This is a genomic window from Pseudoxanthomonas kalamensis DSM 18571 (assembly GCF_010211745.1).
GTDB lineage: Bacteria > Pseudomonadota > Gammaproteobacteria > Xanthomonadales > Xanthomonadaceae > Pseudoxanthomonas_A > Pseudoxanthomonas_A kalamensis.
Genome location: NZ_PDWQ01000130.1, coordinates 1 through 533, shown reverse-complemented (window position 1 = coordinate 533; position 533 = coordinate 1). Strand labels below are relative to the sequence as shown.

The window sequence follows — 533 nt, the reverse complement described above, 5'->3', positions numbered from 1 at the left end:
CACTCGCGCCAGTTAATCCGTGCTGCCGGGGTCACCGATGCCCACCGCCACGCGTCTGCGCAACGCGGCGTTGCTTGGCAGGCGGCGCGCGGCGTGGGTATCGCGGAGATCGCTGTCGACGCGGTCGGCAGCGGTCTGCATCGCCAGCTCGCGCAAGGCGGTGAGGTTGGAAGGCGAGAAAAACGCCTGCAATGCCTGCGTGGCCTGCTCGGGCAAATACACCTTGCCCTGCTGCAGGCGCTCGATCAGTTCGCGTGGCGGCAGGTCCACCAGCACGATGTCGCGCAGGCGGTCGAAGATCGCATCGGGCACGGTCTCGCTGACGCGCACGCCGGGGATGCGGTGGACCACGTCGTTGAGGCTTTCCAGATGCTTGATGTTTACCGTGCTGTAGACATCGATGCCGGCGTCGAGCAACTCCTGCACGTCCTGCCAGCGCCGCTCGTGGCGGCTGCCGGGCGCGTTGCGATGAGACAGTTCGTCCACCAGCACCAGCGGCGGGCGCAGCGCCAGCAGCGCATCCAGATCCATCT

Annotated in this window: 1 pseudogene; it reads right to left on the bottom strand. The window is 67.2% G+C overall.

Annotated elements, in window-relative coordinates:
• Window positions 1–15: 15 nt before the first annotated feature.
• Window positions 16–533 (bottom strand): annotated as a pseudogene (locus tag CSC70_RS14360) (histidine kinase); the annotation flags it as partial.